This window comes from Rhodoferax sp. RT5P35 (genome assembly GCF_056521385.1).
Genome location: NZ_JBWMAX010000127.1, coordinates 1 through 1,428, shown reverse-complemented (window position 1 = coordinate 1,428; position 1,428 = coordinate 1). Strand labels below are relative to the sequence as shown.

Sequence of the window (1,428 nt, the reverse complement as noted above, 5' to 3'; positions counted from 1 at the left end):
GGCGCGCGGTTTCCTCCATTCGCACTCCTACACCGGCAACGCGCTGGCCTGCCGCGCCGCGCTGGCGGTGCTGGACCGGTTTGACCAGGACGGCGTGCTGGCCCACAACCGCCTGCAGGCGGCCACCCTCAGCGCAGCGCTGGCGCCCCTGCAATCCGACCCGCGGGTCGAGAACTTCCGCCACATTGGCATGATTTGGGCCTTTGACGTACTGGAATCCGTTGCCGGGCCACGTTTTGCCGAGCGCTTCCACCTGGCAGGCCGCTCGCGTGAGCTGCTGATCCGCCCGATTGGCCGCACCGTCTACCTGCTGCCACCGTATCTGCTGGACGACGACCTGTCGCCCTGGCTGGCCCGCCAAGTCCTGGCCACGCTAGACGACGTTTTGAACCAAGCCCCCACCGATGCTGATAGACCTCCTGAACCGCCAACTGCGTGAGCGCGCCGACCTGGCCCTGACGCGCACGCGCCGCACCGCAGAGTCGCCTTGCGCGCCTGTGCAGCGCGTGGATGGCCGCGAGCTGCTGGCGTTTTGCAGCAACGACTACCTGGGCCTGGCCCACCACCCTGTGCTGGTGGAGGCCCTGGCCGAGGGCGCACGCCGCTTTGGCGCGGGCAGCGGCGCATCGCACCTGCTCAGCGGCCAATCGCTGGCGCATGCCACCTTGGAAGCCGAGCTGGCCGCCTGGATGGCCCCCTGCATCCCCGGCGCACGGGCGCTGTACTTCTGCACCGGATTTATGGCCAATATGGCCCTGGTGCCCGCCCTGTCGGCACAAGGCGCTACGATTTTTGCAGACAAACTGAACCACGCCTCGCTGGTCGATGGCGCGCTGATGTCCAAAGGCAAGCTGCACCGCTACGCCCACCGTAACCTGGCGGTGCTGGAGCGGCAGCTAAAGCAATGCGATACGGAAATCAAACTCATCGTCACCGACGCGGTGTTCAGCATGGACGGCGACCTGGCCGACCTGCCCGCCCTGTTGGCGCTGGCCGAGCGCTTCGATGCCTGGCTGGTGGTGGACGACGCGCACGGTTTCGGCGTGCTCGGCACCCAGGGCCGGGGCAGCCTGGCGCACTTCGGCCTGCGCAGCGAACGCTTGATTTACATGGGCACGCTGGGCAAGGCCGCAGGCGTGGGTGGCGCGTTTGTGGCCGCGCACCCCACCATCGTCGAGTGGCTGGTGCAAACCGCCCGGCCCTACATCTACACCACCGCTGCGCCGCCCGCCATCGCCCACGCGCTCAGCGCCAGCTTGGTGCTGATAGCAGGGCCCGAGGGCGAACAGCGCCGTGCCCACCTGCAGACGCTAATCCATCAGCTGCGCAGTGAGTTATCAAAATTAATAGCTGCCCACGCCCATCTAGGCTGGGCTCTGGCCGATTCGGCCACTGCCATCCAGCCGCTCATCATGGGCAGCAACGCCG

Annotated in this window: 2 protein-coding genes; both read left to right on the top strand. The window is 67.4% G+C overall.

Annotated features, from left to right (window positions below; translation table 11 throughout):
• On the top strand, positions 1-439 hold a 439-nt coding region (locus AC097L_RS24250), incomplete at its 5' end, for an aminotransferase class III-fold pyridoxal phosphate-dependent enzyme (protein ID WP_479589280.1).
• On the top strand, positions 405-1,428 hold a 1,024-nt coding region (locus AC097L_RS24245; protein ID WP_479589279.1), incomplete at its 3' end, for an 8-amino-7-oxononanoate synthase. The genes AC097L_RS24250 and AC097L_RS24245, both read left to right, overlap by 35 nt.